This is a genomic window from Streptomyces sp. NPDC111656, assembly GCF_055656965.1.
Genome location: NZ_JBVKCA010000001.1, coordinates 276,366 through 298,464 on the forward strand (window position 1 = coordinate 276,366; position 22,099 = coordinate 298,464).

At 71.0% G+C, this 22,099-nt stretch carries 25 protein-coding genes and 2 pseudogenes; 18 read left to right on the plus strand and 9 right to left on the minus strand.

What is annotated here, in order from left to right:
• Positions 1–92 precede the first annotated feature (92 nt).
• From ACZ7M3_RS01360 to ACZ7M3_RS01385, 6 genes are all read left to right on the plus strand, one after another.
• Positions 93–800, plus strand: coding sequence for an SDR family NAD(P)-dependent oxidoreductase (locus tag ACZ7M3_RS01360; protein WP_472059897.1), 708 nt, complete (start codon positions 93–95; stop codon positions 798–800).
• Positions 801–865: 65 nt separating this feature from the next.
• Positions 866–1,735, plus strand: coding sequence for an aldo/keto reductase family oxidoreductase (locus ACZ7M3_RS01365; RefSeq protein WP_472059898.1), 870 nt, complete (start codon positions 866–868; stop codon positions 1,733–1,735).
• A gap of 140 nt (positions 1,736–1,875) precedes the next feature.
• On the plus strand, positions 1,876–2,583 hold the full coding sequence (locus ACZ7M3_RS01370; protein WP_472059899.1) for a TetR/AcrR family transcriptional regulator: 708 nt from the start codon (positions 1,876–1,878) through the stop codon (positions 2,581–2,583).
• A gap of 445 nt (positions 2,584–3,028) precedes the next feature.
• On the plus strand, positions 3,029–4,165 hold the full coding sequence (locus ACZ7M3_RS01375) for a hypothetical protein (protein ID WP_472059900.1): 1,137 nt from the start codon (positions 3,029–3,031) through the stop codon (positions 4,163–4,165).
• Between the two features lie 187 nt (positions 4,166–4,352).
• On the plus strand, positions 4,353–5,258 hold the full coding sequence (locus ACZ7M3_RS01380; protein WP_472059901.1) for a serine hydrolase: 906 nt from the start codon (positions 4,353–4,355) through the stop codon (positions 5,256–5,258).
• Between the two features lie 243 nt (positions 5,259–5,501).
• Positions 5,502–6,860 carry an MFS transporter gene (locus tag ACZ7M3_RS01385; protein ID WP_472060980.1) on the plus strand — a complete coding sequence of 453 codons (1,359 nt, stop codon included), beginning with the start codon at positions 5,502–5,504 and terminating at the stop codon, positions 6,858–6,860.
• 36 nt (positions 6,861–6,896) lie between these two features.
• Here ACZ7M3_RS01385 and ACZ7M3_RS01390 read toward each other — a convergent pair whose 3' ends face one another.
• Positions 6,897–7,406, minus strand: a complete 510-nt coding sequence (locus tag ACZ7M3_RS01390) for a winged helix-turn-helix transcriptional regulator (protein ID WP_452972756.1) — start codon at positions 7,404–7,406, stop codon at positions 6,897–6,899.
• Between the two features lie 98 nt (positions 7,407–7,504).
• Between ACZ7M3_RS01390 and ACZ7M3_RS01395 the strand changes: the two genes are divergently transcribed.
• Positions 7,505–8,290, plus strand: a complete 786-nt coding sequence (locus ACZ7M3_RS01395; protein WP_472059902.1) for an SDR family oxidoreductase — start codon at positions 7,505–7,507, stop codon at positions 8,288–8,290.
• Between the two features lie 50 nt (positions 8,291–8,340).
• Positions 8,341–8,700 (plus strand): nuclear transport factor 2 family protein, encoded by a 360-nt coding sequence (locus tag ACZ7M3_RS01400; RefSeq protein ID WP_472059903.1) that lies wholly within the window; start codon positions 8,341–8,343, stop codon positions 8,698–8,700.
• A gap of 14 nt (positions 8,701–8,714) precedes the next feature.
• Here ACZ7M3_RS01400 and ACZ7M3_RS01405 read toward each other — a convergent pair whose 3' ends face one another.
• The 4 genes from ACZ7M3_RS01405 to ACZ7M3_RS01420 all read right to left on the minus strand — a co-directional run bounded on the left by ACZ7M3_RS01405 (position 8,715) and on the right by ACZ7M3_RS01420 (position 12,750).
• Complete coding sequence (locus tag ACZ7M3_RS01405; RefSeq protein ID WP_472059904.1) at positions 8,715–9,485, minus strand: SDR family NAD(P)-dependent oxidoreductase; 771 nt, start codon at positions 9,483–9,485, stop codon at positions 8,715–8,717.
• Positions 9,486–9,513: 28 nt separating this feature from the next.
• Positions 9,514–10,746, minus strand: a complete 1,233-nt coding sequence (locus tag ACZ7M3_RS01410) for an amino acid deaminase/aldolase (RefSeq protein ID WP_472059905.1) — start codon at positions 10,744–10,746, stop codon at positions 9,514–9,516.
• On the minus strand, positions 10,743–11,570 hold the full coding sequence (locus tag ACZ7M3_RS01415; protein ID WP_472059906.1) for an SDR family NAD(P)-dependent oxidoreductase: 828 nt from the start codon (positions 11,568–11,570) through the stop codon (positions 10,743–10,745). Before ACZ7M3_RS01415 ends, ACZ7M3_RS01410 begins: the two co-directional genes overlap by 4 nt.
• 205 nt (positions 11,571–11,775) lie before the next feature.
• On the minus strand, positions 11,776–12,750 hold the full coding sequence (locus ACZ7M3_RS01420; RefSeq protein WP_472059907.1) for an SMP-30/gluconolactonase/LRE family protein: 975 nt from the start codon (positions 12,748–12,750) through the stop codon (positions 11,776–11,778).
• A gap of 194 nt (positions 12,751–12,944) precedes the next feature.
• Between ACZ7M3_RS01420 and ACZ7M3_RS01425 the strand changes: the two genes are divergently transcribed.
• Positions 12,945–13,538 carry a TetR/AcrR family transcriptional regulator gene (locus ACZ7M3_RS01425; RefSeq protein WP_054228878.1) on the plus strand — a complete coding sequence of 198 codons (594 nt, stop codon included), beginning with the start codon at positions 12,945–12,947 and terminating at the stop codon, positions 13,536–13,538.
• A 717-nt stretch (positions 13,539–14,255) separates the two neighbouring features.
• Here ACZ7M3_RS01425 and ACZ7M3_RS01430 read toward each other — a convergent pair.
• Positions 14,256–14,525, minus strand: a pseudogene (locus ACZ7M3_RS01430) (TetR/AcrR family transcriptional regulator); the annotation flags it as partial.
• A gap of 116 nt (positions 14,526–14,641) precedes the next feature.
• The gene (locus ACZ7M3_RS01435; protein WP_472059908.1) at positions 14,642–15,067 is read right to left on the minus strand and encodes an acyl carrier protein; all 426 of its coding nucleotides are present in this window, start codon (positions 15,065–15,067) and stop codon (positions 14,642–14,644) included.
• On the opposite strand from ACZ7M3_RS01435, the gene ACZ7M3_RS01440 reads away from it, so the two are divergent.
• Complete coding sequence (locus ACZ7M3_RS01440) at positions 14,984–15,292, plus strand: hypothetical protein (protein WP_472061051.1); 309 nt, start codon at positions 14,984–14,986, stop codon at positions 15,290–15,292. The two genes, ACZ7M3_RS01435 and ACZ7M3_RS01440, sit on opposite strands and share 84 nt — an antisense overlap.
• Before the next feature lie 5 nt (positions 15,293–15,297).
• On the opposite strand, the gene ACZ7M3_RS01445 is transcribed toward ACZ7M3_RS01440, so the two are convergent.
• The gene (locus tag ACZ7M3_RS01445) at positions 15,298–15,702 is read right to left on the minus strand and encodes an ArsR/SmtB family transcription factor (RefSeq protein ID WP_472060981.1); all 405 of its coding nucleotides are present in this window, start codon (positions 15,700–15,702) and stop codon (positions 15,298–15,300) included.
• A 228-nt stretch (positions 15,703–15,930) separates the two neighbouring features.
• Between ACZ7M3_RS01445 and ACZ7M3_RS01450 the strand changes: the two genes are divergently transcribed.
• The 8 genes and pseudogenes from ACZ7M3_RS01450 to ACZ7M3_RS01485 all read left to right on the plus strand — a co-directional run bounded on the left by ACZ7M3_RS01450 (position 15,931) and on the right by ACZ7M3_RS01485 (position 20,729).
• On the plus strand, positions 15,931–17,394 hold the full coding sequence (locus ACZ7M3_RS01450) for an MFS transporter (RefSeq protein WP_472059909.1): 1,464 nt from the start codon (positions 15,931–15,933) through the stop codon (positions 17,392–17,394).
• Between the two features lie 42 nt (positions 17,395–17,436).
• Positions 17,437–17,826 carry a 5-carboxymethyl-2-hydroxymuconate Delta-isomerase gene (locus ACZ7M3_RS01455; RefSeq protein WP_472059910.1) on the plus strand — a complete coding sequence of 130 codons (390 nt, stop codon included), beginning with the start codon at positions 17,437–17,439 and terminating at the stop codon, positions 17,824–17,826.
• A 39-nt stretch (positions 17,827–17,865) separates the two neighbouring features.
• A complete protein-coding gene (locus tag ACZ7M3_RS01460) occupies positions 17,866–18,264 on the plus strand; it encodes an SDR family NAD(P)-dependent oxidoreductase (RefSeq protein ID WP_472059911.1) in 399 nt (132 codons plus the stop codon).
• A 2-nt stretch (positions 18,265–18,266) separates the two neighbouring features.
• Positions 18,267–18,371: pseudogene (locus ACZ7M3_RS01465) on the plus strand (hypothetical protein); the annotation flags it as partial.
• Positions 18,372–18,430: 59 nt separating this feature from the next.
• Complete coding sequence (locus tag ACZ7M3_RS01470) at positions 18,431–18,598, plus strand: SDR family oxidoreductase (protein ID WP_472059912.1); 168 nt, start codon at positions 18,431–18,433, stop codon at positions 18,596–18,598.
• Between the two features lie 185 nt (positions 18,599–18,783).
• Positions 18,784–19,686, plus strand: a complete 903-nt coding sequence (locus ACZ7M3_RS01475) for an SGNH/GDSL hydrolase family protein (RefSeq protein WP_472060983.1) — start codon at positions 18,784–18,786, stop codon at positions 19,684–19,686.
• Between the two features lie 89 nt (positions 19,687–19,775).
• Positions 19,776–19,949, plus strand: a complete 174-nt coding sequence (locus ACZ7M3_RS01480; protein ID WP_472059913.1) for a CsbD family protein — start codon at positions 19,776–19,778, stop codon at positions 19,947–19,949.
• Positions 19,950–20,123: 174 nt separating this feature from the next.
• Positions 20,124–20,729, plus strand: coding sequence for a GOLPH3/VPS74 family protein (locus ACZ7M3_RS01485; protein ID WP_472059914.1), 606 nt, complete (start codon positions 20,124–20,126; stop codon positions 20,727–20,729).
• A gap of 71 nt (positions 20,730–20,800) precedes the next feature.
• Here ACZ7M3_RS01485 and ACZ7M3_RS01490 read toward each other — a convergent pair whose 3' ends face one another.
• The gene (locus ACZ7M3_RS01490; protein WP_472059915.1) at positions 20,801–22,006 is read right to left on the minus strand and encodes a hypothetical protein; all 1,206 of its coding nucleotides are present in this window, start codon (positions 22,004–22,006) and stop codon (positions 20,801–20,803) included.
• Positions 22,007–22,099 lie beyond the last annotated feature (93 nt).

Sequence of the window (22,099 nt, forward strand, 5' to 3'; positions counted from 1 at the left end):
GCCCGCCGCCGGACGCGAACGAGCCTGGTACCGGCAGTCCCAGGAAAGCCGGGCTACTGGTTGTGCGCATCGTCCGGTCGCAGGGTGGAGTCATGACGACCGCACTCATCACCGGAGCGAACAAGGGTCTCGGCTACGAGACCGCCCGTCGGCTCGTCGCCGCGGGCCACACGGTCTACGTCGGCAGCCGGGACGCCGAACGCGGACGCCGGGCCGCCGAACAGCTGGGCGCCCGCGCCGTCCAGCTCGATGTCACCGACGACGCGTCGGTGCGGGCCGCAGTGAAGGCCATCGAGGCCGAGGGCGGGCTTGACGTACTGATCAACAACGCGGGCATCGAGTCGAGGGGCGAGGGCAACTCCGTGATCGGTGCCGCGGACGTGACCGCCGACGCGATGCGGGAGACGTTCGAGACGAACGTCTTCGGCATCGTGCGCGTCACCCACGCCTTCCTCCCGCTGCTCCAGGCCTCGGCCGCCCCGGTGGTGGTCAACGTCAGCAGTGGGCTGGCCTCGCTGGCCCGGGTGAGCGAGGCGGGCACCCCGGCGTACGCATACCCCGGCGTCGCCTACCCGGCATCGAAGACTACCGTCAACATGATCACCGTGCAGTACGCGAAGGCGTTCCCGAACATGCGGATCAACGCGGTGGAGCCCGGCTTCACCAAGACCGACCTGAACGGGAACACCGGCATCCAGACCGTCGAGCAGGGCGCCGAGATCATCGTACGGACGGCGCAGATCGGCCCTGACGGTCCCACTGGGGGCTTCTTCGACGCCGAAGGCACCCTTCCCTGGTAGTCCGAGCCGCCACGTCACCCCCCCCACAGCCCACACCGCCCCACCGAACAAACAGGAGCATCGACATGACCGTGCAGTCACTTCCCGGCGGAACGTTCACCATGGCCAAGGACCTGACGGTCACCCGCATGGGCTACGGCGCCATGCAGCTCGCCGGTCCGCACGTGTTCGGGCCGCCCGCCGACCGGGACGCCGCCGTGGCCGTTCTGCGCGAGGCGGTCGAGCGGGGGATCACACACATCGACACTTCCGACTTCTACGGCCCGTACGTCACCAACCAGATCATCAAGGAAGCGCTGCACCCCTACCCGGCCGGCCTGCACCTCGTGACCAAGGTCGGAGCACGGCGGGACGCCGAGGGAGGCTGGCCGAAGGCGCTGTCGCGCGACGAGCTGCGCCAGGCCGTGCACAGCAACCTCGAGAACCTCGGCCTGGACGCACTCGACGTCGTCAACCTGCGGGTCGGAGGGCTCGACGCCCCCGAGCCGGGTTCGCTCGCCGAACCGTTCACCGTGCTCGCGGAGCTCCAGCAGGAGGGGCTGATCAGGCATCTCGGTGTCAGTACCGTCTCCGCCGAGCAGATCGAGGAAGCCCAGTCCATCGCGCCCGTCGTGTGTGTGCAGAACTTCTACAACCTCGCGAACCGCGCCGACGACGCGCTGATCGACTCCCTGGCCGAGCAGGGCATCGCCTACGTGCCCTACTTCCCCATCGGCGGTTTCTCCCCGCTGCAGTCGGACACCCTGCACGCGGTCGCGGGCCGGCTGGAGACCACTTCGGTCGCCGTCGCCCTGGCCTGGCTGTTGCAGCGTTCCCCGAACATCCTGCTCATCCCCGGCACCTCCTCGGTGGCACACCTGCGTGACAACATCGCCGCTGCCGCCCTGGACCTTCCCGAGAAGGAGCTGGCCGAGCTGAACGGGATCGCGGTGTGAGGAACGCGGGGTCGTCACGCCCGAGGCACGGGCGTGACGACCCCGTGGCGGTGTCCGGCGCGCCGTGTGCCCGCGCCGCGCGCTCGCACCGTTCGGTACGAACTTGTTTTTCACGAACGCGTTCGTTATCCTTGCGCGGCATGAATCCAGAGAGGTCCGCTCCGATCAGCCGACGGGAACGCCCGGCGAAGCCCGCCCTGACCAGGCAGGGAATCATCGACGCCGCGCTGGCGATCCTTCGTGAGGAGGGACTGGGCAAGGTGACGATGCGCCGCATCGCCGCGGCCCTCGACACCGGGCCCGCGTCGCTCTATGTCTACGTCCGCAACACGGGCGACCTGCATGCGCAGATCCTCGACTCCCTGTTGGGGCCGGTGAAGGTGCCCGCGCCGGAGACCGGGGCCTGGCGGGACCGGTTGAAGGCGCTGCTGGTCAGCTATGGAGAGGTGCTTTTCAGGCACCCGGAGATCGCTCGGATGGCGATGTCCACGCAGCCGAGCGGCCCGAACTACCTGGCGCTGGCCGACGCGATCCTCGGCCTCCTCGACGAGGGCGGGGTGGCGGGCCGGGAAGCGGCCTGGGCCATGGACCTCCTGCTGCTGTATCCCACCGCCGTGGCCGTCGAACACAGCTCCCCGAAGTCCGCCACGCAGGAGGCCGACGATTTCTCCGCCCTGGCCGCGAAGATCGCCACCGCGGACCCGGCGCGCTACCCCCACATCGCCCGGCTCGGCGACACGCTCGTGTCGGGAGACGGCCCGAGCCGTACCGACTGGGCTCTGGACGTCATCCTCGACGGGGTCCTCGCCGCGGCCTCTCGTGCGTCGGCCGAACAGCGCGGCTGGTGAGAGTGGGGTGTGTGTTTCCCCTGTGTTGCAGGTCGCGCCCGAATGTATGTCTAGGGTTGATCCGTAAGCGCGGGCAAGCAGCGAGGGCCGTGACCAGGCCCTCGGAACATGTCTCCGGCGGTACGGACAACGCGAGTTCGGTGCCTCGCACCTGAGAGCGGTTGTCGTGGCGGCAGGCGGTCGAGTGCCGGAGCCCGCGAGGAACCGCCCGCGGTCTGTGCCGCGGGTGAGGGAACGACAAGGGGTGTTGATGGAAGGCGCGGATCTTCCAGCGGGGGACCGGTGCGCGTCGGTCCGTGGCGTCGCCGATCAGTTGGCGCGGTAGGCGCCTGTGCGGTGGGACGAGGGCCGCGAGGACGCGGGGGGACCGACACAGGCGCAGGACCCGGAGCAAAGTCACCGCGGAACGGATGGCCGCGCCGCGGGCCGGGCCGTCCCCTGGGTCATGCGACAGGAACGCAAGGGCATACGACCCCATATCGTCGTCCTGGCGGCGTGGACGTTGCTCTGGTTCCTGCTGGTGCAGAGACACGGGGGGATCTCCTGGCACTACCTGCGCACCGGGGGCCAGTTGCTCTTCGGCGCCGTTCCGGGGGGCGGCCTGGCCATCTACGCCAACCATCCGGAGTTGCAGATCGGCCCCGTGAGCTTTCTGGCGGCCGCGCTGTTCGCCCCGCTGCCACCCCACCTGGCGGAGGTGCTGGCAGAGGTGGTGATGTCCGCGCTCGGCCTCTACATGCTGGTTCTGGTCGGCCGCAGTGCGGCCGATCACAACCGCGGCACGGGACTCAACCACCGCCGACTCCAGCAGCGGGTGCTCGTGGCAGGGGTGGCCTTCATACCCATGTGGGTCGAAGTGGCGGTCCGCTTCGCCCACTTGGACGACGTACTCGCACTGTTCTTCACCACGCTGGCCGTCCGTGCCCTGGTGCGGGGCAAAGGGCGCACGGTGGGCATCATGCTCGCGCTGGCGGTGGACTCGAAACCCTGGGCGCTGGCGTTCGCGGCACTGCTGCTCGCCCTGCCGGCCACGCAACGACGCAACTCCGCCTTCTGGACGGTCGGCCTGGTGGCCGTCGCGTGGCTGCCGTTCTACGTCACCCATCTCAACTCGGCCGCCGCCGCCAGATTCACCATCGCCAACCAGCCCGCCTCGGCGCTGCGTTGGCTGGGCGTCCTGGCTCCGGCCACGCCCTGGTGGGACCGCCCGGCCCAAGTACTCCTGGGACTCGGTCTCGGCGCGCTGGCGGTACTCAGAGGCCGCTGGCCCGCGGTCGTGCTGCTCGGTGCCGATGCCCGCATCGCACTGGACCCGAGTGTCTACACGTACTACAGCGCCTCGATCCTGCTCGGCACCCTGCTGTGGGACGCGGTCGGGCAGCGTCGTCTGGTGCCGTGGTGGAGCTGGATCGCCCTGCTCTCCCTGTACGGCAGCACCCTGTTGGTGCCCTCGGACCGTGTCTGCGGCCTGATCCGGCTGGCCTTCGCCGCCGGTTCGGCGGGCTACGTCCTGCTGGGGCCCGTGCCACGCCGCCGGCGAACCGTGACGAAGGCTCCTTCTCCGGCGGCCCCCCAGGTGTGACCCCCCTCAGCAGGGATGAATGGGTTGATGAATGTCACACGGCCAAAAACCTCTCAATTCGGACATAAGACTATTTACTGCGCACTGGGGTCTCTTCCGTCCCTGTAGCGTCGCCGTCATTCGGGAATCGGGATGGGCCCGCGCACGGGCCCCCGATGTGACCGCCGACACAGAGCAGGGAATCTTCATGCCGGACATGCACGCACTGCGCCGCGCGCGGAGTGGACTGGCCGCGACCGCGGCCGCCGGGTCGGTGCTCGCGGCGCTCTTCGCCGCCACCCCGGCCCAGGCGAGCACCGCCGACGCCACCTCCGAAGCCACCGCCGCCGTCGGCGGCTCCCAGGTGACGTGCACCTCGCAGCGGCCAGGGCTCGCCGCTCGGCTGTCCAAGGACATCGCGGGTGCCCTGCACGGGCGGGAGCAAGCCGCGGCGCTCGCGCTGTACGACCGCACCACGGGGACCTCGTGCGGCTTCCGGGCCGACACCGCCTTCGACTCGGCGAGCGTGGTCAAGGTCACGATATTGGGGGCGCTGCTGCGCCAGACCATGGAGCAGCACCGGGCCCTGACCGCTCACGAGGTGGAACTGACCACCGCCATGATCACCAAGTCGGACAACGACGCGACGAACGCCCTGTGGCACCAGATCGGCCACACCGGCATCCAGCACTTCCTGACCCTGGCCGGGATGCGGGACACCGTCCCCGGGCCCAAGGGCTACTGGGGGCACACCCAGGTCACGGCCGGGGACCAGCTGAAGCTGCTCCGGCTGCTCACCTCGGACAACTCCGTCCTCGACCGGGACACGCGTACCTACGCCCTCCGGCTCATGAACCGGGTCGTCCCCGAGCAGCGTTGGGGAACGCCCGCCGGGGCCCCCGCGACGGCGACCGTCCAGGTCAAGAACGGCTGGCTGCCGCGCGACACCCACGGCTGGCGGGTGCACAGCGTCGGTGTGTTCACCGGTGGCGGCCACGACTACGGAATGGTCGTGCTCTCCCAGGACAACCGCACGATGGCCGACGGCGTCGCGACCGTCGAGGGCGCCGCCCGCGCCGTCAACCAGGACCTGAACACCTCAACTGCCGCGTAGGTAATCCCCTTTCGTGCCGATCGGTCGAAGGGTAGGGTGCGGGCAGCGAGTGTGATCCCTGAGGAGTCGAGACATGCCCGGTCGTCCGAGCGCGCGTTGACGTCGTAGGCCCTGAGCGGCCCGTCATCGCGTGCTGCCCTTGATGCGCGGCACAGCGAGCCTTCCCCCACCTGAACCGTCGGCGTCCTCGTCGTGCGCCGGGTGGCGGGCTCTGTCTTGCGCGACCCAAGGGGTTTTCCTGTGCTGGACCCTTCCTCCTGTCCGTCCCCCTCGTCGTCTTCGTCTTCCTCCTTACCATCCTCCGCGTCCGGCTCGGGGCGTCCTGTTCCGCCGGACCTCCGGCGCGACGCCGACTTCCGTCGGCTGTGGGTGGGACAGACGGCCTCCCAACTCGGCGAACACACGAGCCTGGTGGTCCTTCCGCTGATCGCGGTTCTCACACTTGACGCCGACGCCGGCCGCTTGGGCGTCCTGCGCGCGGTGGGGCAGGCGCCGACCCTGCTGCTCGCGCTCCTCGTCGGCGCGTGGGTGGACCGATGGCGGACCCGCACGGTGATGGTGCTGGCGGACCTCGGCCGGGCCCTGGCGCTGGGCGGCGCCGCCCTGGCCGGACTCCTCGGCGGGCTCGGCCCGCCGGCACTGCTCGTGGTCGCCTTCGCGGTCGGGGTCCTGTCGGTGTTCTTCGACGTGGCGTACCAGGCCTCTCTCGTACGACTGGTGGAACGCGACCGGTTGACGTGGGCCACCAGCGCGATCGAGGGCAGCCGTTCGGCGGCGCAGATCGTCGGCCCCGCCCTGGGCGGCGCGCTCGTGTCCCTTCTGTCGGCGCCGATCGCCGCCGCGTCCTGCGCCCTGTCCTTCGCGGGATCGTTCCATGCGATCCGGCGGATCCGGCGCCGCGAACCGGTCCCCGAGCGGTCGGGACGGACCCCTCGGGTCTGGCGCCGGATCCACGAGGGCCTGCGCTTCGTCGCCGGGGACACCTCGCTGCGAACCGTGGGCCTGGCCTCGGCCGCCTTCCAGTTCTCCTTCGCGGCGATGATGACCGGCTATCTGCTCTTCCTGCCACGGGACTTGCACCTGTCGGGCGGCGTCGTGGGGCTGACACTCGCCGCCACGGGGCCGGGCGCGCTCCTGGGTTCTGTGCTGGCCGCCCGGCTCCCGGGCCGGTTCGGTCACGGCGTGGTGCTCGTGTCGGCGGCGGCGCTCGGCGACGGCGTGCTGCTGTGCGTGCCCGCGCTGAGCGGCCCCTCCACGGTGACGATCCCCTCGCTCGTCGCGGTCAACTTCGTGTTCGGGACCTTCGGCCAACTGGTGAACGTCACGGTCATGGCCGTGCGGCAGGCCGTCACGCCGGACGGGATGCAAGCCCGCGTGGCCGCGACGATCACGTTCGTCGGTATGGGGGCCGCCCCGCTCGGCTCACTGCTCGGCGGCTTTCTCGCGGGGGCGTGGGGGCTGCGCACCAGCCTCCTGGTGACGGCCGCCGCGATGATGCTGTCCCCGGCGCTGATGGCCCTGTCCCCACTCGCCCGCCTGGGACGCGAGCTGCCCCCGCGGGACGCGCCGCCGCCCGGCCGTCACCCCCTTCCGCCCGGCTGAGCGGTCGCGGGGGCGGTGCTCCGCGCTCGGGGCCGCTCACCTCTGCGTCTTCGACCCGTTCGGGTAGCGGTCGCGCATGGCGGGGCTCGCCGCCGGGCCCGCCGTGAAGACGAAGGCGTCGCTGTCGTCGAGCCGGCGGCCGGTCCTGGCATCGACGACGACGGGCTCGACCTCCTCGCCGCTGCCCGCGTCGACGAGGATCATGCTGCGGTCCTGGGGCGCCAGCCGGGAGTTGCCCCAGGCGGCCAGGGCGACTATCACCGGGCGCAGCGAGCGACCGAGCTCCGTCAGGACGTACTCGTGGCGCACGGGGTTGGTCTGGTACGGCCGACGCTCCAGCAGTCCGTCCGCGACAAGGCTCTTGAGCCGGGCCGTGAGCATGCTGGAGGAGATTCCCAGGTTCTCCTGGAACTGGTCGAAGCGGGTGTAACCGTCGAAGGCGTCGTGGAGGATCAGCAGCGTCCACCACTCGCCCACGTGTTCCACCGTCGTGGACAGCGGGCACTCACGGTCCTCCAGCCTGATCCGGCTCGCCACGGCGACCATCCCCTCAGTTACTGCTAAAGTCGAAGTTACTAGCTTCTATTTTAGCAGTAACGGGGCGGCGGTGTTCGGCATGTCCGCACCCGGGAACGGAGCACACCATGGTCACCCACCCCGGCGAATCCCTCGAGGGCCGTCGGGCCCTGGTCACCGGCGGCACCCAAGGCAGCGGAGCCGCCATCGCCCGGCGCCTCGCCCAGGCCGGGGCGACGGTACTCGTCACCGCCCGCAGCCGTCCCGACGAGGTCGAGGAGAAGACGTTCATCGCCGCCGACCTGTCCACGGCCGACGGCGCCGCACGAGTGGTCGGTGAGGTGGAGGCCCGGCTCGGAGGTGTCGACATCCTGGTCAACACCCTCGGCGGCTCCGAGGCGCCCGCCGGGGGCTTCGCGGCACTCGGCGAGGACGACTGGGCCAGGGAACTGAACATCAACCTGCTGGCCGCCGTCCGCCTGGACCGCGGACTGCTGCCCGGCATGATCGCGGCCGGAAAGGGCGCCATCGTGCACGTCACATCGATCCAGCGCCGCATGCCGCTGTGGAACGGAACCCTCGCCTACGCCGCCGCCAAGGCCGCCCTGACCACCTACAGCAAGGGCCTCGCCAACGAGGTCGCCTCGCACGGCATCCGCGTCAACACCGTCTCGCCCGGCTTCGTCCAGACCACCGCCGCCGACAACCTCGTCGCCAGGATCGCCCACGACGCCGGCATCACCCAGGACGCGGCACTGGCCCGGCTCATGGACTCCCTCGGCGGCATCCCCCTCGGCCGCCCCAACCGACCCGAGGAAGTGGCCGAACTCGTCGCCTTCCTGGTCTCCGACCGTGCCTCGGCCATCGTCGGCGCCGAGCACGTCATCGACGGCGGCACCACCCGCACGGTGTGAACCGCCCTCACCGACAGCATCTGAAAGACGCCACCACCGAGAGGCCCGCCATGCAGCACGACCAGCCCCGAGCCATCGCTCCGGACACCCTGCCCGAGGTGATCACCCGCTACCTCACGGCGCACCGCGCCCACGACACCGCCGTGGCGCTCGCCACGTTCACCCAGGACGCCACGGTGATCGACGACGGCAACACCTACCAGGGCACCGCCGTCATCGAGCGGTGGCTGAACCGGTCGGCGACCGAGTTCACGTACACCATCGATCTCACCGGGGCCGAGCGCACCGACGCGAGCCACTACACCGCCACGCAGCACCTCGAAGGCGACTTCCCCGGCGGAACCGTCGACCTGCGCTACCGGTTCACGCTCCGCGGCGACCTCGTGGAACGCTTGGTCATCGAACCCTGAAGCCACTCCCACTCCTAGCGCGAGGCCAGTTTTCGCAGTATCAGGGCGGAGAGCGGTGTGGGGAGGGCGCGCAGGGTGCGGACCAGGGTTGTCGTGGTCCAGGGGAAGTACGCCTGTGCCGGCTCTCTTTCCAGGGCGCGTACGACGTGTCGTGCCGCGCGGTTCTGGCTGACTTGGAAGGGCTTGGGGAGACCGTCGGCGCCGACGCGGTCGGTTGCGACGAAGCCGGGGTGGATGCTGGTGAACCGGATGCCGTGGGGTGCGAGTTCGACGCGTGCGGTGTCGATGAGGGTGCGGGCAGCGGCCTTCGCGGCGGAGTAGGGGCCCTGGCGGGGGATGCCCATCAGGCCGGCCAGCGAGTTGGTGTGGGCGATCAGGCCTCCGGCGCGCTGGATCTTCATCTGTGCGATCAGCGGGACGAGGCAGTGGACGACGACGTCGTAGTTCAGGGCCGTGATCCGTGCGATGTCGGCCACGGTGACCTGGTCCATGGACATGTCCGGTCCCTGGCCGGCGTTGAGGAGCGCGATGTCGACGGATCCGTACTCCGCGACGCACGCGGCCACCACGGCGGAGGCCGCCCCCGGGTCCAGGGCGTCGGCGGCGATGTCCAGGCAGGCGCTGCCCGCGGCTCGGATCTCCTTGGCCACGGAGGCGAGTTCGGGGGCGCGCCGCGCCGTGATGACCAGCCGGTTTCCGTTGGGCGCGAGAAGGCGTGCCACCTCCGCGCCGATGCCCGAGGAGCCACCGACGATCAGGACGGTTCGGTCGGTGATGCGGGTCATGGTGTCACCTTGCCCGGAGGACGGGCCGTCACAGGAAGTGCCGGCCCTCGCCCCGGTACGTCGGTACGGTGTCGACCACCTCGCCGCCGCTGACCAGGTGGAGTTCCCCGACCCGCTCGCACAGTTCACCGGCCTTCGCATGCCGCAGCCACACCCGGTCTCCGATGCGCAGGACCTGCGCGGGCTTGCCGAGCAGCGGGGTCTGGACCTCGCCCGCGGCTTCGGTCGCGGTGACGCGCAGGCCGGGGGGCCAGGCCAGGGTGGGCAGCCGGTCCTTGCCGGGCGGCCCTGACGCGATCCATCCGCCGCCCAGGAGTGTCGCGATCTTCGCGGAGGGGCGGCGTACGACGGGCAGCACGAAGTACGCGGCGGGGACCGGCCGGAAGGACCGGTAGAAGTCGAAGAGCCCGGGACCGTACAGGCCGGAGCCCGCCGCGAGTTCGGTCACGGCGTCCTCCCGCGTGGTGGTCTCCAGGCTGCCGGTGCCGCCGCCGTTGACGAACCGCAGTGGGGTGACGGCACGTACGGCGGCGACCGCGGCCTCCCGTCGATGGCGCAGTTCCTCGACGGAGGAACGCTGCATCGCGCGCACGACGGCCCGCTTGAGCAGGGAACCGGGCTGGTTGTCGCCGAGGCCGGCGACCTGGCCCTCGTATCCCATGATCCCGGTCAGTTCGAAGCCCGGACGGGCCGCGACCTCACGGGCGAAGGCGGCCGCGTCCCGCGGAGTGTGCACCGGGGACCTGCGCGGCCCGAGGTGGAGACGGCCGCCCGCCAGTCGCAGGGCGGCGTCCAGCTCCAGGCAGACGCGGACGCGGGTCTGCCGGGGTCCGGTCGCGGCGTCCACGAGGTCGAGGTGCTCGACGGAGTCCACCATCAGGGTGATCCGGGAGGCGAGCCGTTCGTCGGCGGCCAGCCGGCGCAGCGCGGTGGCGTCGGTGGTGGGGTAGCCGACGACGACGTCCTCGAACTCCTCGGCCAGCCACAGGGCTTCGGGCAGCGTGAAGCCGAGGACGCCCTGGAACCCGGGGCGGGCGAGAGCCCGGCGGATGAGGGCGCGCGAGCGCAGCGACTTGCTCGCGAGCCGTATCGGCTTGCCGCCCGCGCGGCGTTCGAGGTCGACGGCGTTGGCGTCGAAGGCGTCCAGATCGATGACGCCGAACGGCGGCTCCAGGCCCGCGGTCGCCGCCCGCAACCGGTCGAAGTGCCCCTGTTCCGCGGGGGCGGACCGGGCCGGGGTGGTGGCGGTGTCGGTGGTCATCGGCTGTCTCCTCGCTCGCGCACCACGGCCGTGGCCGGGGCGATGCTCCTACTGCGGCGTTCCGCCATGGCCGCCACCCTGGGGATCACGAAGCGCATCAGCCGGGGGAACACCCCGGCGACCCGCTGGACGCGTCCGCCTACGGCGGGGTGGACGACTTCGACCGGCTTCTTCACGATCGCGTCGACGATGACCGAGGCGACCTTCTCGGGGGTGAGCGGCTTCTCGGCGAAGGTGATCACCGCGCTGGGGTCGGCCATCTCCTGCTCCAGCATCGGCGTCCGGGTGCCGGGCGGGTGGACGATGCTGAACGTCACCGGTCCGCCGCGTTCCTCGATCGCCACGCTGTGGTGGAAGGCACGCAGCCCGTGCTTGGTCGCGCCGTAGGTGGTGTAACCGGACAGCGGCAGGAACGAGCTCATGCTGCAGACGGTGATGATGTGCCCGCGCCCCTGGGCGCGCATCCGGGGCAGCGCGGTCAGCGTCCCGGTCATCGGGCCGAGCAGGTTGACCTCGATCATGTGGCGGTGCTGTTCCAGGGACAACTGGCGTGCGTATCCGGTGTGGATGATTCCGGCGTTGTTGACGAGAACCTCGACGGGGCCGAGCCGGGCCGCGACGGCGTCGAAGGCCTCCTCCCAGGCGTCCTGGTCGCGGATGTCGAGGGGGATCGCGCAGGCGGCGGGGCCGAGTCGGTCGGCGAGGCGGGTGGCACCGGCCAGGTCGATGTCGGCGAGGGCGACCCGATGGCCGCGGCGCACCGCCTCGCGCGCGGTGGCGGCGCCGATGCCACTGGCCGCGCCGGTCACCAGGACCACGCTCATCGCGGCCTCCCCTGGCATGTGCCGCCGCTGCCGTACGAGGTGCCGTCGTGGGCGCCGTACGAAGTGTCGTGGGCGCCGTCGCCCGTTCGATGTCCGTGCATGTGAACTCCCAGGAGACGGACGGGGGATGGCCCCGTGGACGGAGCGCGCGTGTCCGCGAGCGGAGGAGCGGGCCGGCTGTCGGGGAAGGCCCGTGCGTCCGCGGTCACGACGGCAGGACGTACGCCTCCAGCCGTCCGCCGCCCAGCTGTGCCGCGCGCTCCGGGTCGTCGGTGGGGACGGTTGCGGCGTACAGGGTGTCGCCGCGCGGGCCCGCGACCAGGCAGCTGAGCGTGCGTTGGCTGGTGGCGACGCGCTCCAGGATCGTGCCGCCGGGGCCGACCCGGACGCACTCGCCGCGCAGCGCGTTGGCGACCCAGGCCGTGCCGTCCTTGCCCGGTGCGATGCCGTCCGGGGCGATGGGGGTGTCGGAGCGGTCGGCGATCGCCTGGTGGTCCAGCAGGGACGAGACCCGCCGGGTGATGCGGCCACGCAATCCGGGACGGTTGAGGGACTTCCACAGCCAGGCCGGGACCAGCGGGGCCCAGGGGCGTGGCGGGCCGAGCCGTCCGTCCGGCAGCACGGGCAGTGCGGTGAGCCGCATCGCCAGTGTCTCGGCGACCAGCAGGGTCCGCCCCTCGTCGATGAGGAAGCAGCCGTTGGGGAACACCAACGGCTCGCTCAGGCCCAGCAGTTCGCCCTCCGGTGACAGGCAGGCGAGCGGGGCCCCGGGCGGGCCCGGCGGTGCGTAGAGCATCGCGTTGGGCCGCTGTCGGACGAAGCCGTGGTAGTCGAAGCCGAAATTGCCCACGTAGGCACGGCCCTGCCCGTCGACGAGCATGTCGTTGACCGGGCCGCCGGCGATGTCCCCGAGGTCCGCGTGCACGACCAGGGAGCCGTCCGGTTCCTGACGGTGGACGCGGCGTCCGTCCATCGAGACGACCAGCATCCGCCCGTCGGGCAGCCAGCCGAGGCCACCGGCCCGGCCGGGGACCTCCACCACGGTCTCAGGCTTTCCGAGGGTGTCCCAGCGGTGCACCGTCCCGTGGGCGAAGTCGCAGAACCACAGCGCGCCGTCGTGCCAGCGCAGGGACTCCAGCGTGCCGAATCCGTCCAGAACGACAGTGGCTTGCGGTCGCACTTCCGCCTCCTGAGGGGGCTCGTGCCAGGCGTCGGGTTCCGCTACGGTCGCCCACCGCGCGGAAGTAAGTCAAGAGTCTTGGACGCTTGACTTACTTCTTGGCGGATCCACGCTCCGAGCCGACGCGCGGCCCGTGGGTCTGGCTATCCTGGCGGACGAACCCGCAGGTGAAGAGGGGAGATCGTGTGTCCCGTATGGCGGCGAGCGACCGGAGGGCCGAGCTCCTCGAGGCCGCGATCCGGGTCATGACGCGTGACGGCGTGGCCAAGGCCACCACCCGTGCGATCGTCAACGAGGCCGGTATGACCCTCGGGGCCTTCCACTACTGCTTCGACTCCAGGGCGCAGCTCCTCGAACGCGTCACCGAGACCCTCACCGAGCGCTACGTCGCCGAGGTCCGGGGCCTGTTCGCGCCGCACAGGGATATCCGCGACAGCGTCCTCGACAGCCTGCACGCGTTCTGGAAGGGGTTCGAGGCCAACCCCGGCGAGCACCAGATCAGTTACGAGCTCACCCAGTACGCGCTGCGCAACCCCGGCTTCGAGAACATCGCCAGGAGGCAGTACGAGATCTTCCTGGCCGCCTTCGCCTCCCTGCTCGAACTGGCCGCTGATAACGCCGGGATCGAGTGGACGCAGCCCGTGCCGATCCTCGCGCGGTACGTGCACTCGGTGATCGACGGCCTGAACATGACCTGGCTCGTCGACCGCAACAGCGACCACAGCCAGGCGGTTCTGCACCTGCTCGCCGACCATCTTCTCCAGTACGCCCGACCGTCGGCCGCCTGACGCGTGCGCCGTCGGCGGCTGGGAATGCGCTATGATTGATCTTGAGCAGACCGCCGGAAGTCTCGGTGGCAGGCCTCGCGTTGGTGGTCCAAGGAAAGACGCCCCGCTTCCTGTGGGGAGATGCAGGTGCAAGGCCTGCCCGGCGCTCCACAGAACCCCGCCTCCGGTACTCCGGAGGCGGGGTTCGCTCGTTGCGGCCGGTGCCGTCAGCGGTCCCGGAGGGGCGCGTTCGAGGTGCGGGTCCAGGAGAGGACGCCGGTGAGCGCGATCCGCAGGAGGGCGCGCAGTTCGACGTGCAGGGGGCCCTGCCGTCGGCGGCCTGCGTCCAGCGGTAGAGAAGCTCAGGTAGGCGTCGTGCAGCATGTTGCCCGCCACCACCGGGTCGATGTCGCGGGCGATGTCCCCGCGGGTCTGCCCCATCGTGATGACCCGGGTGAAGACGTGCCCCGCGTAGTCGGGCTCCTCGAGGAGGGGCTGGCCCGACCTGACCCAGGCGGTCAGCATCACCCGGGTGAGGTCCGGCTCCGCTTCGTTGAAGTCGGCCAGGGCGGCCATGCACCGCTCCAACTGGACGGTGGCGTCGTCGTCCTTGTGCGAGAGCGACTTGTCCATGAAGGCCCGCAGGTTGTCCTGGCGCTGCTTTGCCCACGTCGTGACGACGTCTTCCTTGCGCTGGATGTGATTGAAGAACGTTCCCCGGGCGACATCGGCGCGTTCCGCGATCTGGTCGATCGTCGTGCGTTCGTACCCCTGCTCGGCGAAGAGCTCCAGAGCTGCCGTGTACAGGCGGTCGTGCATGCGCTGCCTGCTCCGTTCCCGCCGACCGGGGGGACGTACGGGCTGGGAATTCTCAACCGTCATCGGCTCTCTCTTTCTCTCGGCTCCGACCGGACGCCTCCGCGAACCTTCGGAGTCGACGACGGGCATCCCTACCGTCGTGCCAAGAGACCGGGTCCACGGCGACCGTATCGGTATGCCGTAGTCCATTGATGCATTGCGGTTCTAGGTGCGGTACGTGACGCGTTGAACGCCGGAGCGGTCGTACCGCGTGCATCGCGGTACGACCGCTCCGGCTGAAGGCGACCTGGTCGCCGGGACAGGCCTCAGCGGCTCCGGGGCTCGGGCGCCGTCTCCTCTCGGAGGTCGGCCGCGATGGCGGCGGCGCTCTCGTTGCCCAGCAGACGGCTGGTCGGGAGATCCACCCCGAGTTCCCGGTGCAGGATGCGCCTGAGCTGGGTCGCCATCAGCGAGTCGAGGCCCAGGTCGCGCAGTGACCGCCGTGGATCCACCCGGTCGACGGTGGTGCCGAGCGTCGTCGCGGTGTGGATGAAGAGGCGCTCCGCGGGCGGACGGGAGGCGTGCGACCGGCCGGCCCCCGGTTTCGGCAGCGGGGCCCGCTCGACGGGAGGAAGCGCCGCGGGCGGCGGCGCGGTGGCCGGCGGGCGGTGGCGGAGACCGCGGCCGCCCGGTCGGCCGCCGGGATCTGCATCACCAACGTCGGCGTCTTCGACCCGGCGCTCGGCCCGCACACCGCCCGGGTCACCGGCTATCGCACGGTGGTCAACCGCGTGGGTGCCAACTACGCGGTCGTCCTCCATCTCGGCACCCTCGGCCGGGCGTTCACGACGGCACTCGCCTTCGGCACCCCCAGCACCGACCCGGACACGGTGCGCGCCATGGCGAAGGCACTGCGCGACCGCGCGCTACGCCCCGCCGCGGCGCGCCGGGACCTGTCGGCGGGGGCTTCCCGATGAGGCGCTCAGGCCTTGTCCCCGGTGTCCCCGGTGTCCCCGGTGTCCCCGGTGTCCCCGGTGTCTTCGGATTCCTCGGTGCGCAGGACCAGGGCGAGGAGACCGGGGAAGCGCTCGTCGAACTCGGTGCGGCGCAGCCGGTTGAGTCTCTTGGGTCCGGCGTCGCGCTGCTCCAGGAGGCCGGCCTCGCGCAGTACGGCGAAGTGGCGGCTGAGGGTCGCCTTGGTGACCGGCACGTCGAAGCTGCCGCACGACCGTTCCCAGTCGGCGGCCCCGGCCAACTCCCGTACCAGGGTCTGGCGGACCGGGTCGGCGAGGGCGAGCAGCGCCGCCTCCAGCGGTACGTCGCCCGGGGGCGTGTGGACCGGTGGCGTCCGGTGACTCGAGGCTGCCGTCGGCTGTCGGCTCTCCATGGTCGCCCGCCCGCCGCGTGCCGTCGACTCTCGGCTCTGTGCCGTCATGGCTGGTTGCTCCGTCCCGACTCGCTTGGTCCGTGAGGCGTGCCGTACACGGATTGCAGAGTGTTCGATGATCTGCGTACACTCGGAGTGTTCGCTTGTAGACGAACAGTCTACCGGAGCCCGCTGCGTATCGCCCGGCTCCGGCCCCCCACCGCTCTCCGGCACGACGGAAGGAAAACCGTGCCTCAGACCCAACCCCACAAGCCCCGGCCGGGACTGACGCTGTTCGCGGCCTGCCTCGGTTTCGTGGTCGTCATCCTGGACGTCAGCGTCGTGAACGTCGCCACCAAGGCGCTCGGCGCGGACTTCGGCGGCAGTCTGTCCGGTCTTGAGTGGGTGATCAACGGCTACACGCTCACCTTCGCGGCCTTCCTCCTGACCGCCGGCGCCATGGGTGACCGGTACGACCCCAAGCAGATCTTCATGGCGGGCTTCGCCCTGTTCGCCGTGACGTCCCTGGCCTGCGGCGCCGCCCCCTCGCTGGTCGCCCTCATCACCGCCCGTGTGGTCCAGGGCGTGGGGGCTGCGATGATCGTGCCGTCCTCGCTGTCGATCGTGAACACCAACTTCCCCGACCCGGCGGAACGCACCCGCGCCGTGAGCCTCTGGGCCGCGGCCGGCGGACTCGCCCTCGCGCTCGGCCCGGTCGTGGGCGGCCTGCTGGTGGACTCGCTCGGCTGGCGCTCGATCTTCTACGTCAACGTCCCCATCGCCGCCGTCGGCATCGTGCTCGTGCGGGCCCACGCCCGGCCCGCCCTCGCGCGGGGCGCCTCGGTCCGCCGCTCGCTGGACCTGCCCGGTCAGCTGCTCGCCGTCGTCGGCCTGGGCGCGTTCACCGGAGCGATCGTGGAGGCCAACGCGCAGGGCTGGTCCTCGGCCACCGTCCTGACCTGCCTGGCCGTCTTCCTGGTCGCGCTGGTCGGCTTCCTCGCGGTGGAGCGCCGCAGTGGCGACCCGATGCTGCCCCTCCACCTGTTCGGCCGACGGGCGTTCAGTTCCACGTCCCTCATCGGAGTGCTGCTGAACTTCGCCTTCTACGGGCTGATCTTCGTCTTCAGCCTCTTCTTCCAGCAGGTCTGGGACTACTCGCCCATCGGCGCCGGACTCGCGTTCCTCCCGATGACGGCCGCCATCATGATCGCGAACCTGTCGTGCGGTCCGCTGGTCAAGCGCTACGGCGCCCGGACCGTACTGATCACCGGCAACACCCTCGCCGTCCTCGGCTACCTGGCCACGGTCCCCGTCGTCGACTCCGGGGCGTACGCGCAGATGACCGCGCAGTTCGGCGTCGCCGGATTCGGCATCGGCCTGGTCGTCCCCTCCATGACCAACGCCATGCTCGGCTCCGTGGACCCGGCCAACGCAGGTATCGCCTCCGGCGTCCTCAACGCCTCGCGTCAGCTGGGCGGCCTCATCGGGGTCGCGGTGATGGGTCTGCTCGTCGGCCAGGCCGCCTCCGACCACTTCCTGTCCGGCCTGCGCGCGGCCCTGCTCTGCGCCGTGGTGGCCCTCGCGATCAGCGCGGTGCTCAGCGCGGTCGGCCTGCCCAGGCGGCAGGCGACCACCGCGACGACACCGGCGGCCGCCGCATCCAAGGCCGGGTCCGAGCCCGAGCCCGCTCTGAAGACCGCCGACGCGCGCTGACGGCCGCCGCCCGGTCGCCCTACCCCAAGGAGTCCCCGTTCCATGCCTCACCTCGTGCTCGAATACTCAGGCGACGTCCGGGAGCGCGTAGACCCGGCCGCCCTCTTCGGGAAGCTGCACACCGAACTGGCCTCCGTCGGAGGCTTCCGCATCCAGGACTTCAAGAGCCGTGCCGTCCGCATGGACCAGTACTTCATCGGCGACGGCACCCGTGAGCAGTCGTTCGTCAACCTCGACGTGCGGACGTTCGGCGGCAAGTCCCCGGAGGCCAGAACGGCGGTGAGCGAGGCCGCCCTGACCGTACTCGCCGACGCCTTCGAGGCGACCTTGCGCGAGACGGCCTGCGACATCTCCGTCCAGATCACCGAGCTGGACCGCCCGAGCTTCGCCCGGACCCGGTCCGAGGACCACAGCGGCCGTTCCGCGGCCTGACCGGCCCCACCCCCTCCACGTACAGGAGCAGAACCAGTCATGAGCGCATACGCAGACCAGCGCGTCCTGGTCGTCGGCGGCACCTCCGGTGTCGGCCTCGCCGCCGCCCGGGAGTTCGTCACGCAGGGCGCCGACACCGTCATCGCCTCGCGCAGTCCGCAGCGGCTCGACGCGGCCCTCGCGGTGCTCGGCGGGCTCACCGCGTCCGGCGGCGGGGCGGTGAACGGGCAGACCCTGGACATCCGTTCCGAGGAGGAGGTGGAGAAGTTCGCCGCCACCGCCGGGGAGTTCGACCACGTCGTCGTCTCGGCGGGGGAGACCCCCATGGGGCGGGTCGACGCCCTGCCGCTGACCGACGCGTACGCCGCCATGGACAGCAAGTTCCGGGGCGCGTACCGCATCGCCCGGTCCGTCCGGATCCGGCCCCCGTATCGCTGACCCTGCTCGCCGGCTACCTCTCCCAGCGGCCGGGCCGGGCCTCCGCCCTGCGGAGCGCCATCAACGCGGCCCTCGAGGCCCTCGTGCGTGGCCTGGCCCTGGAGTACGCGCCGCTGCGCGTCAACGCCGTCTCGCCGGGGCTGCTGCGGACCCCGCTCTGGGAGGGATGGACGTCACCGCCCGCGAGCGGATGTACGAGGCGGCGGCGCAACGCCTGCCCGTGGGTCGCGTGGGGGAGGCGGCCGACGTCGCCCAGGCGGTGCTCTTCGTCACCGGCAATGCCTACGCCACGGGCACCACCGTGTACGTCGACGGCGGCGGAACCATCGCCTGACGACACATGACCTGACGCCCCTCGCCGAACCGCGACGGGTGCGCTGCGAGACCCCGTCTCCGATGCTCGGGAGGCGGGGTTTCCCGCATATGTGACAGATCTCTTCTCCAGCGACCTACCGGCCGGTATACAAGCGATGTTGAGCCTGCAAGGAACGCCGAGTCAGTGTCGACGGAGGAGAGATGATGAACCATCACGTGGTCCGGGACGACGCCACCCGAAGACGACGGCACGCCTCCGCGCTGGGAGCCGCCCTCGGTTGTGGTGTCCTGCTCCTCGGCGTCGCCTCCGCGTCTCCCGCCGTCGCGAGCGGACCGCACTCCCACCGGGGCGTCGACTACGTGGCGCTCGGCGACTCGTACACCTCCGGACCCCTGATCCCTCGTCAGGTGGACGCCAACTGCGCCCGCTCCGACCAGAACTACCCCTCGCTCGTCTCGACGCGGCGGCCGACCAGAGCGTTCACGGACGTGAGCTGCGCCGGCGCGACGACCGACCATATGTGGAAGGCGCAGGGAACCAACGGACCCCAGCTGAACGCCGTCGAGCGCTCCACGGATCTGGTGACGGTGCAGATAGGCGGCAACGACATCGGCTTCAGTTCCATCATCGGCACCTGCGCCGCGCTGAGTTCCAAGGACCCGTCGGGCAACCCCTGTCAGCAGTACTACAACTCCTCGGGTTTCGACCAGCTGACGCGGAAGATCATCGAGACGGCTCCCAAGATCGCGCGGGTGCTGCGCGCCGTGCACGACAGGGCCCCGCACGCCCGCGTGCTCGTGGTCGGCTACCCGGACCTCCTGCCCGACGACGGCAGCGGCTGCTATCCGTCCGTCCCGTTCGCCGCCAAGGACTTCGCCTACCTGCGTGACGTCGGCAAGCGGCTCAACCTGATGATGCGCACGGTGGCCCTGTTCAGCCGTGCCGAATACGTCGACACGTACAAACCCACCGTCGGACACGACATGTGCAAGGCACCCGCCGACCGGTGGATCGAGCCGCTGCAGCCCGCTTCACCCGCCGCCCCCGCACACCCCAACGCCAAGGGCGAGGCGGCCATGGCCGGAGCGGTGTTCCGACGGCTGTAGCTCCATGGACCAGGCATGTTTACAGGATCTGCTCAGGGTCACACGGGTCAGTGAGCACCTGATGTCGAGAGCACCGAGAGGTGAGTTCCATGGCTCGCGACCAGAAAGCCAAGGCCAAGGCCGAGCAGGCCAAGGGCAAGATCAAGGAGACCACGGGGCGTGCCGTGGGCAACGAGCGGTTGACGGCCGAGGGGCGTATGGAGAAGGCCAAGGGTGACGCGCGCCAGGCGAAGGAGAAGACCAAGGACATCTTCCGCGGTTGATGCCCGGCCGCTCGTGGGGCGGACGGTTTACGCAGAGCTGGGGGCCCGTCGCATGGAGCGACGGGCCCCCGCTCCGCTCCCGCGAGCACCCGCGCCGAGCGGTGGAGGTTCGTAGGCTTTCCCCGCCGAAGATCGTAGGCTTGCCCCTCCGGAGACTGTGTGGGGGAGCCATCTATGACCACGGCCAGGGACCTCTTGATCACCGCCATGGACGTGGACCCGGACCGCCCCGTGGGGCAGGGCGACCTCTCCCTCGCCCTCGCCGGAGCCGAGGTGATCGACCTCCTCGCCGTTGACGCCGTCCACCTGGACGGCGACCGCCTCGTGCCGGCCCCGGAGCCGACGACGGAGGACCGCCTCCTGGCCGAGGCGGCGTCCTCACTCGTACGTCAGGTGCCCTACGAGCCGGTCGAGGAGTGGCTGTGGCGCAGGGGGCGCGGCCTGGCCGCGGTTCATCTCGCCGCACTCGAGGCGGACGGTCAGCTGACCCGGGAACGCCAACGCCGACTGCTTTTCGGAGCCGTCCGGATGGTCGTGGTCGACTCGCCCGCCCGGCGCCGGGCCCTGCACCGTTGGGCCGCCGACGAGCCCGTCCTCGTCTCCCTCGCGGCGGCCGTCGGGATTCCCGCCGAGCAGGGCGCGGACGTACCGGTCGTGACCGACGACGCGGTGACGACCGTGCTGGCCGCCGTCAACGACGCGGTCATGGAACTGGAAGCGGTACGCCAGCGCCGGTCCATCGAGAACGCGGCGTTCGCCAACCTCTGGCGAGGTGCGTGACGCGAACGGGCGCGCCGCGACACGCCGGTTTCAGAGGGTGGCCTCGGGCCGGCGCCGGCTTCCGGTAGCGATCACTCGCCCTTGCCGGGCCCGTTCTCGGACGTGCCGGTGCCGGTGCCGGTGCCGGTGCCAGTGCCTGTTCCAGTGTCGGTGGCCCGGTCGGTGCCCCGGTCCGGGCCGTCGTCGCGGGCCGCGCGCCGTGCTCGTACGGTGCCCGCGACCCGCTGGAACGTCCGCGTCAGCTGGTGCAGCGGATTGCCCTCCGGGCCGGCGGACGTCTCGTGCGCACCGGACGCCGTCGTCCGGAGGTCTCGGAGGTCGGCCAGTGCCGCATGCGCGAGTTCGGTCGCCTCGCGGTACTGGTCGCGCGACTTCGTCATGGCGTCGAGTGCCTCGGCGTAGACAGCCACCAACGCCCGCGCCTCCTCCAGCGTCAGCAGCTTCCAGTCATCCCGGAGGCCGGTGAGGGCGTCCTGCGCCGCCTCCGGCAGCGGCCGGGGCAGCGCCGCGTACCGCACGACCTTCTCCAGGAGCTCCGTCGGCTCCGAGCCGTCGAGGAACACGCTGCGTACGGTGCAGTCCTGCTCGTCGTACCCGGGCCGGGCGGGGGAACCGGGCAGAATCACGGCGCCGCCGCGCGGCACCCGTACGCCCAGGTCGTACAGCGCCCAGTTGACCGCCTGGAACTGCTCGGGCGCGGCGCGGTGTTCCACGACGCGGTGGCGCAGACCGGGCGGGAGCAGCCGGGCCAGCGGGAGGCGACCGCGTTCGTCGGTGGTCATCGCCTCGTGGATGACGACGTTGATGCTCCAGCTGTGCTGCGCGGCCTCCTTGAGCAGGCGGCGCAGTGTCTTGTCCTCCTGCGGCAGCGGGTTGATGTCCCGCAGGTGGAGCCCGGCCACGATGTCGTGGTCCCAGGAGACCTCGTGTCCCTCGGGCCAGAACATGGTCGCGGGAGAGGGCCACGCGAGGTTCCAGGGCCGCTCCGCCTCGGCCACCAGCGTCCAGCGGGTTGCTTCGGCGGCGTGTTCGCGTCCGTCCGTCGTGAGCCGTGCGCGAACCGTGACGGCGTCGTCGACCAGCCAGCGCGCCTCGAAGACATGTCCCTCGGAGTCCGAGGGGTTCTCTGCCTCCAGGAAGTCGTGGATCGTCTCGTCGGCCTTCAGCCTTCGCAGGTTCTCCCTGAGGATCTCCTGCGGGGCGGGCCCGATGTGGTGCCCGCCGGCCAGCCAGACGGTTTCCGGGGCGGTGGCGCGGGCGGTGGAGGGCTTGGGCATGAGTCACTTTGCGATGGGAGGCGGCGTGGCCTCACAGTATGGTCAGCGCGGGTGGCGAGCCGGGCGGCGAGGCCCGCGTGGATCACGTACATC